This is a genomic window from Streptomyces sp. MUM 2J (genome assembly GCF_022414535.1).
Classification (GTDB): domain Bacteria; phylum Actinomycetota; class Actinomycetes; order Streptomycetales; family Streptomycetaceae; genus Streptomyces.
The window spans coordinates 1-7,928 of sequence record NZ_JADWYM010000083.1 but is presented as its reverse complement, the minus strand read 5'-3'; the positions used below and the strand labels follow the sequence as shown (position 1 = coordinate 7,928).

The following is a 7,928-nucleotide window of genomic DNA, read 5'->3' as shown; positions in this document are numbered from 1 at the left end:
CCTCGATGATCTGGCTCAGAGAGCTCACCCGGACCACCTGATGATCACAACCACATACGCTCCCTAGGAGTCCCGCAGGGCGGCCGATCGCGCGCAGAGGTCCGCGCGGTTGGCCGCCCCCGTCTTCGTGACGAGACTCGCGATGTGCTTCTCCGCCGTGCGCGGTGAGATGAACAGGCGGTCCGCGATGTCCTTGTTGCTCAGCCGCTCCGCGAGCAGCCGGAACACCTCGAACTCCCGCACCGTGACGCCCTGGGCGCGCAGGTCGTCCGGGATGCCGCTGGTGCCGGTGCGGTGCTGGTGCACGGGGGCGCCGAGCCGGCGCAGCGCGGCCCGGCAGGCGCCCGTGACGGCCTGGATGTCCCGCTCGTGGAAGTGGTGCTCCGCCCGCCGCAGCCAGCTCACCGGATCGCCCCAGCCGTCCTGGTGCGCCGCGTCGGCGATCAGCCTGAGGCCGAGGTGCAGCGCCAGCGGATACGGCTCGGCCGCCGTCAGCGCCGACTCCACCGTCGCCGCCGCCCGGTCGCCCGCGCCCTCGCGTCCCAGCAGGACGGCCTCGGCGAGCAGTACGAACTGCCGGTTCCAGCGCATCCGGGCCACGGCGGTGGCGGTGACCTCCTCGTGCCGGGCCCGGTCAGCCTCCCCGGCGAGTACGTCCAGCAGCAGGACCAGACCGTGGGTGCCGCTGAGATGGTAGGTGGAGGGGTTGCCCGCCTCCAGCGCCAGGACCTGCCGGAGCTCGCCGCGGGCGCGGTCGCGGTCCTCCTCCAGCAGGGCGCAGAAGGCCCGGGCCAGCCCGAGACCGAGCGGCTCCTCCTGCGAGCCGGCGCCGTCCCACTCGGCGAAAGCGGCCAGAGCCCGCTCCATCCCCTCCCGGTCGGCGCGGTGGGCGTCCAGCACGGCCTGCGCCATCAGGACGTACCGCACCGCGGGCGCGAGGCGCAGGCGCCGTACCACGGCCAGGCACTCGGCGGCAGCCGGGCGGGCCGCGTCGTGGCGGCCGCGCAGCACCGCGTCGAGGACGAGGATGCCGTCCACGGTGTGGACGATGTTCACGGAGCCGAGCCGCAGCGCCTCCTCCCGGGCCGCCAGCAGACCCGAGGTGTCGCCGTCTGCCAGCCAGGCGTTCCCGCCCAGCCGGGTGGCCGCGTACATGCGTTGCAGCGGAAGGCGGTGGCGTTCGGCCGTGGCGAGCGCCTGCCGGAGCATCGCCTCCGACTCCTCGGGGTCCCGCTCCCGGGCCACGGTCGCCAGGAGTTCCCGGGCCTGGCAGGCGACGACGGGCAGACCGTGCCGTTCGGCGGTGTCGGCGGCGGACCGGGCGAGCTTCTCGGCGTGCTGGGTGCGGTCGGGCCCCGGCGTGTCGAGCGCCAGGTAGGCGGCGGTGACGTCGACGGCCGCGGTGGCCGACTCGTCCGGCGTGATCGCCAGCACCTCGCGGGCGCGCGCTATCTGCCGGTTGCCGTCGATCCACCGGCCCGCCGTGTGGGCGACCTTGGCCAGCCGGGTGTGCAGCGTCGCCAGACGGACGGGGCTCAGTCCCGAGCCGTCCAGCACGTGCAGGTCCTCGGCCAGGTCGAGGGCGCGGGAGAAGTCGCCGGCCTCGGCGAGGGCCGGCAGCAGGTTCTCCAGCACCAGGGCCCGCGCCTGCGGGTCGCCCGCGTCGGCCAGCAGGTTCTCGGCCCGGCCGAGCAGGGTGATGGCGGAGCCCAGCGCCCCGGCCGCCAGGGCCCGCCCGCCGGCGTCCGAGAACAGCAGGCCGGCCTTCACGTCGTCGCCGGCCGCGCTGCGCAGCCCGGCTGCTAGCGGGCACCAGTCACCGGGGAGTCCGGGGTGCAGTTCCTCGACGGCCTCCGCGCCCCGCCGGGCCAGATCCGCGCGCTGGCCCGGTGTCATCTGCGTGAAGAGGGCCTCCACGGTGAGCGAGTGACGGAAGGAGTACCAGTCGGGTGCCGGCTCGTCGGGTATCACCAGCCGTGCCGCCACGCCCGCGTGCAGATGGCTGAGCAGGGCGCGGTCGTCGATGCCCGTCATGCGCTGCAGGACCGTGAGCGGGAAGCGCCGGCCGAGCACGGCGGCGGCCGACAGCAGGGTCAGGCCCTGCGCGCCGAGCCGATCGATACGGCGCAGAATGCCGCGTGCCAGCGACGAGGAAACGTCACTGCGGAGGTCTCCGACGGCCCGCCAGCCCTCCGGTCCCCGCACCAGCGTGCCGGCGCCGATCATCGACTGCAGCAGTTCCTCGACCAGATAGGGGCTCCCGGAGCTGTCCTCCCACAACCGCTCCGGCACCGCCGCGGGCACCTGGTCCGGGCCGTCGGCACCGAGCTGCGCCGCGACCATCCGGTGTGTCTGGGACCGGGTCAGCGGCGGCAGTTCCACCAGGGTGGCGGCGCCGCGCCGCCGGGCGGACTGCGCCAGGTCGAGGGCGTCGCTGAAGTCCGTCCGCACCGTGGCCAGCAGCAGCACGGGCGAGTACTCCAGGTTGTCCACCAGGTACTCAAGGACGCCGAGGGTCTCCGGGTCGGCGTCGTGCAGGTCTTCCAGCAGCAGCAACTGGCCCTGCCCGCGCCCTGCGGCGATGAGCAGACGCAGCACGGCCTCGCCCAGGATCACCATGGAACTGCCGTCCCGCTCCCCGGTGTCCCAGTCGGGAATCAGCCGCCCCAGCACCGGCCGGTACGGGCCGAGGGCGAGGTCGTCCATGGGTTCGCCGCTGCGGAACAGCGACATCAGCGCCTCGGTCAACGGCCGGAACGGTACGGCCGGGCCCGTGGTGCTGCTGCGGCCCCGCAGCACCCGCATCCCGGCGCCCAGCGCCCCGCCGACGGCCTCGGCCGCGACCCTCGACTTGCCGACGCCCGCCTCTCCGACCAGGAAGACGACACCGCCGTGGCCTTGTCTCGCGTCGGCCAGAGCACTTTCGAGCAGGGTTAGTTGGGAGTCCCGTCCGACCAGGGAAGGCGCATGGGAACGCATGACCGCAGATAGTAATCGGAACATCGGGGCCTGTGTCAGGTCGTGCCGGGCGGCGGCTCGACCGGGCCGCCCCCCGCGGCACGGGCACCCGCACGGCGGGGTGGGACCGGCGCCGCTGCGGAGAGCCGGCCCGGCACGGCGGCGCGGGCCCGCCGAGGGGGCCCGCGCCCTCACGTCCGCCGGCACCGGCCCGGGGTCACTGCGGTGCGGAGACCGAGGTGTCGAGCGCGCTGAGCGTGATGACGACGCCGCTGGTCAGCACCATGCCGGCCAGGACACGGGCGCGGGCGCAGGCCCGGTTGCGGCCCCGCAGCGCGATCCCGCCCGCGGCGTCGTCCTGCTCGTCGGCGGCGGTGGAGGTGACGTCGGCGGCGGTGGAGGTGAGGTGCTTGTCCATGACGGTGTTCCCCTTCTGGTGTTCCGGGCGGTGAGCGCGGGTGGCGATGGAGGACGTGCCCTGGTGCGGAGGCTCGTGGGCGGTCAGTGGCCGTTCTGTCCCAGGAGCAGGACGGACGGCACGGTCGTGGGGTGGGCCAGGCGGAGCAGTCCGTAGCCGATGCCGGACAGCCCGGTCAGCAGCCCGGGGGAGGGGACGTGGTCGGGTGTGGCGCACCGGTGGTTCTGCGCCTCGACGAGCGCGAGCACCTGCCCGGTGCGCCGGCGCAGGATGCCGGCGGCGGCCGCGTCGCCCTGTTCGGCGAGCACGGCCAGGGCCTCCAGCGTGCCGAGCGTGCCCTGGCCGAGGCTCAGTCCGGGGCGGACCTCGGCATCGGCCAGCCGGGCCGACAGCGCGTCGGCTGAGGGCCGGGGGGCGGTGGCCGCCACACCCGCGGCACCGGAGACCCAGGAGGGGTCCGCGTGGGCGGCCCACGCGTCCCGGACCGCGGCACGGAGCAGGGCGTCGGCGGCCCCGGCATGTGCGGCGGAACGCTCCGGGCGACGCCGGGCATAGCGCCGCAGCGCCCAGCCGACGCCGGCCGCACCGTCCGCGAGACCGGCGCCCCGGCCGGCCGCCGCGGGACCGTCCGGCGGAGCGGGGCGCCGACCACCGGGTGCCGTGCCGTCCGTGTGGCCGGCCGCCGCGTCCTGCCGGCGCACCGACGCCAGCAGCAGGTCTGCCACGGTGTCCGCCAGCCGCAGGGCCTCCGGCCTCCCGGTCGCCTCGTGGACGGCGACGGCGGCGGCCAGCGCGCCGGCCGTGCCGGCCGCCAGTCCCGGATCGGGGCAGGCGGCGACGGCGTGTCCGAGCGCGGTGAGCGCGTCGGGCAGGCACCCCGTCAGGTCGTCGCCGAGCAGCGCCGACAGACGCGGGAGCGCGTAGAGGATGCCGCCGAGCCCGTCGTAGGCGCCGGGTCCGGCCGCCGCGCTGAGCTCGGCGTCGGCCGCCAGCGCCTTCAGCAGGGCGGGCAGCGGCCGGACTGCCTCCCGGGCCAGCATGGCGTACCGTCCCGCCCCGGTCAGCGCGTCCGCCTGCGCCAGGAACAGCGCGACGCCGCAATAGCCCTGCCCGAGCCCCGCCCCCATCGGCAGCACGGCCCAGTGCGGCCCCGAGACCTGCTCCAGGCCGAGCCAGTTGGTCCGGCCGCCGCCGCGAATCGCGCGGGCGGCGATCTCGTCGGCGATGCCGCACACGGCGGCCAGCAGCCGTGAGGCGTCCGGTGCGACCGCCGGGAGCGGAGCGGGGACGAGTTCGGAGCGCCGGGTCAGGGGCGAACCGGTGCCCCGCGCCGCCAGCGTGGCCGAGATGATCCACTCCTGGTCGTGGCAGTCGACCTCGTCCATCCGGGCGAGTTTGCCGCCGACCGCGGTCAGGCTCGCCACGGGCAGCACCTTCGGCAGCCAGTCCCCGTCGGCCGCCCGGACCCCCGTACCGGACGGCCGATGCACGAACAGCGGTATGTCGCCGCGCCACAGGTCCGCCGTCTCGTGCTCGACGAGCCGCCGGCGCGTCTCGTCGTGCTCGGACTCGGTCCACAGGACCGCGAACACCCCCTCCCGGGCGAGCGCGTCCCCCAGCAGCGAAGGATGGGCCGACTCCTCCAGGAGCGTGGCGTACAGGCGGGTGGAGCGCGCGATGAGCCGGGCAGGGCTGTCGGCGTGCACCGCCAACGGCCCACCCGCGCAGGTGAGTTCGCGACCGTGCGTGGCCAGCGCCGCGTAGGCGGTGCGAAATCCCTCCAGCAGGGCCGCCCGGTGGTCGGCACCCTCCAGGGGAGTCCCGTCGGGCAACGGCTGGTTCTGCGCTGCGGGGCTGAGCACAGGGGCCCGGACGGCGCGCATCGCGTCGGTGCCGCTGCCCTCCCAGCGCAGGCCCTCGCTCGGGAAGGTGCCGTCGGTGGACCGGCCGAGCGCGGAGATGTCCAGCGCGCCGTGCTCGCCGATCAGCAGGTGGGGGAGCAGGCAGGTGCGGTGCACGGAGGCGTGCAGGGCGTCGGCGGCCGGGTCGGCGCCGGCCGTCATGGCCTGGGGCAGCCCGGTGTGCAGCAGCGTCTCGGCGTCCACCAGAACCGGCTGGTCGCCGCAGGCGATGACGTTCTCGTAGTGCATGTCGGCGCCGTCCACGGCGTACAGCAGCGCCAGCAGCGCTCCCTGGCGCCGGTAGAAGGCGTCGGCCTCGGCCACCGACCGGCACCAGCGGTGCTCCACGAACTCCAGCCAGCCGTAACCCGGCCGGCGCACACTGCGCGGTGTGCGCAGTGCCAGGCCGGGCACCTTGGCGCCGAGCCAGGCCACCAGGTCGTCGAGGAGGGCGTGCTGGTCGAGGGGGCGCGGCTTGTACACGATCCGGTCCCCGCCGGTGAAGCGCAGGACCGCGACCGCCCGGTTGCCCTGGTGGGCGTCCCCGAGACCGAGGTCGACCCGGTCCAGCGCACCGGGCTCGTGCCCGTCGAGCAGCACGGTGGTCAGATCGTCCCGGTCGGCCTGGAAGCGCGTCACCAGCTCCGCCGCGGCCTCGGCCGCGTCCAGCGCGGTCTGCCCGAGCATCCGAGCCAGCACCGGGTAGGCGGCGAGGAGTTCACTCAGGCCCCGCCGGCTGCCGGTGGCCGCGACGAAGGAGGCGAACCGCTCGCGCGGTCCGGCGCCTGCGAGCCGCCGGGCACGCCGGGCGAGGGAGAGTTCGTGGACCAGGGTGCGGGCGGCCTGCCGGACGAGCTGCCCCGTGAGCAGCCGCTCGAACGCGGCCCGCCACACGGCCTGCTCGACGGCGGGCACGCCCCGCATCCGGCGGGTGAGCCGGTCGGCGGCCGGGACCACGAGCGGTCGTACGACGGCGGCGAAGACCTCGGGACCCGTTCCGTCCGTCGTCAGTTCGTCCAGGCTCTCGGGGGCGGCGTCCAGTGCCGACTCGACGTACGCGGCCCAGCACGGCTCGGCCGTGCGAGCGGCGAGGTGTTCGGCGGGCTCCACCGCGAGGGCCGCGGCGGTCTCGCCGTCCACTCCGAGGTGGGCCAGCCGCAGGGCGAAGCCCTCGCTGTCCCCGGCGGCCCAGGGAGCGTGCCCGGTGGCGGCGGAACCGGCGGGCGCCGCAGGGAGCCTGGGCGCGGCGAGCCGTTCCGCGAGGGTCAGCGCCGGGGCCCACCAGGCGAGCGGCAGGCCGGCGCTCCGGGGAGTCGGGAGGCTGGCGGTCTCAGTCACGACAACGAAGGTGGCAGACCTCCGGCGCCCCCACATGGGGAACTGTCCCCCATATTCCCCGCGGGCCCTCCGCCACCGGTGGGGGAGGGCCCCGCACGCACGTTTCGCCGTGGGGAGAACCGCAGGTCGGCGGCGATGTCCCAGGGCCTTCCGAGGTCGCGCGGCCCGGCCGCACCGCGGGCCCGACCTCCCCGGCACACGGCGTACGCCCGTACCCGCGGCGGGCACACCCCCATACCCGCGCCCGTCCCCCCGGTCGGGGCCCGCGCGCGTCCGCACCCGGGACCGAACACGCCGAATCCCGCGGTGAGCGGCCCGTGTCCGCGACGTTCGCACCCCACCACGCGGGGCCGCCGGGGGCGCCGCCCGGCGAAGGACGGGCCCCGCACGGGGGACGGCGGGGTCCGCCCGCCCACCCCGGCGGGAGGGAGCGGGAAAGGTGGGGAACGACTACCGATGCTCCCGGATCCCCGCAGGGCGCACGGTGTCGTGCAGACCCCCATGACCGCCCGCCGTGCTCACCACGGGGCGGACGACCTTCCAAGGAGCAGCAGATGGGAGCACCTGTACCCGTCGGTGTGGTCGCCCTCGACCCGGTGCTGGAGGCCGGCACCCGCAGTACCCTGTTCGCCTGCCCGGAACTGACCCTGTGCGAGCCCGGCGACGCCCGGGTCGCCGTGCTGACCGTGGACCGGACCGGCCCGGCCGAACTCGACACGGTCCGCATCACCCGCGCCTATCCGCAGCGCCCCGCCGTCGTCCTGGTGGCCGGCGCCCTCGCCCCCGGTGACGCCCTGCACGCCCTCGCCGCCGGAGCCCGTGGCCTGCTGCTGCGCCGCGAGGCCGACAGCTCCCGCCTCGCGCACGCGGTGCTGGCCGCCGCGCAGGACGACTGCACCCTGCCGACGGACCTGCTGGAACAGGTCCTGGAACACCCGGCCGAGGCCCGGAACGGTCAGGGCGGCTGGCCCGGAGGGACCCTGTCGGACCGGGAGCGCTCGGTGCTGCGACTGGTCGCCGACGGTCACGAGACGGCGGAGATCGCCCAGCGCCTCGCCTACTCCCCGCGCACCGTGACGACCGTCGTGCACGACATCACCCAGCGGTTCCGGTTGCGCAACCGCGCGCACGCGGTCGCCTACGCCCTCCGGGCGGGCCTGCTGTGACGGCCACCCTCACAGCCGCGTCCGGCACGCCCGCCGGCCCCGCCGGCCCGGCTGCGTCCGCCGGACCCGCGGAACCCGCCGCGCCCGCCCCGCCCACGGTGCCCTTCGCGCCCGCCCGGCCCGGTCCGTCCGAGGAGCCTGCCGCGC

The 7,928-nt window shown here is 76.1% G+C and carries 4 protein-coding genes; 1 reads left to right on the top strand and 3 read right to left on the bottom strand.

Going from position 1 to position 7,928, the window contains the following annotated elements:
• Positions 1-63: 63 nt before the first annotated feature.
• The 3 genes from I3F54_RS31565 to I3F54_RS31555 all read right to left on the bottom strand — a co-directional run bounded on the left by I3F54_RS31565 (position 64) and on the right by I3F54_RS31555 (position 6,615).
• On the bottom strand, positions 64-2,979 hold the full coding sequence (locus I3F54_RS31565) for a LuxR family transcriptional regulator (RefSeq protein ID WP_240122358.1): 2,916 nt from the start codon (positions 2,977-2,979) through the stop codon (positions 64-66).
• Between the two features lie 196 nt (positions 2,980-3,175).
• The gene (locus tag I3F54_RS31560; protein WP_240122357.1) at positions 3,176-3,376 is read right to left on the bottom strand and encodes a hypothetical protein; all 201 of its coding nucleotides are present in this window, start codon (positions 3,374-3,376) and stop codon (positions 3,176-3,178) included.
• An 83-nt stretch (positions 3,377-3,459) separates the two neighbouring features.
• Positions 3,460-6,615: a type 2 lanthipeptide synthetase LanM family protein gene (locus I3F54_RS31555; RefSeq protein WP_240122356.1), complete on the bottom strand. Its 3,156-nt coding sequence runs from the start codon at positions 6,613-6,615 to the stop codon at positions 3,460-3,462.
• Positions 6,616-7,169: 554 nt separating this feature from the next.
• On the opposite strand from I3F54_RS31555, the gene I3F54_RS31550 reads away from it, so the two are divergent.
• Positions 7,170-7,781, top strand: coding sequence for a response regulator transcription factor (locus I3F54_RS31550; protein ID WP_240122355.1), 612 nt, complete (start codon positions 7,170-7,172; stop codon positions 7,779-7,781).
• Positions 7,782-7,928: the final 147 nt, after the last annotated feature.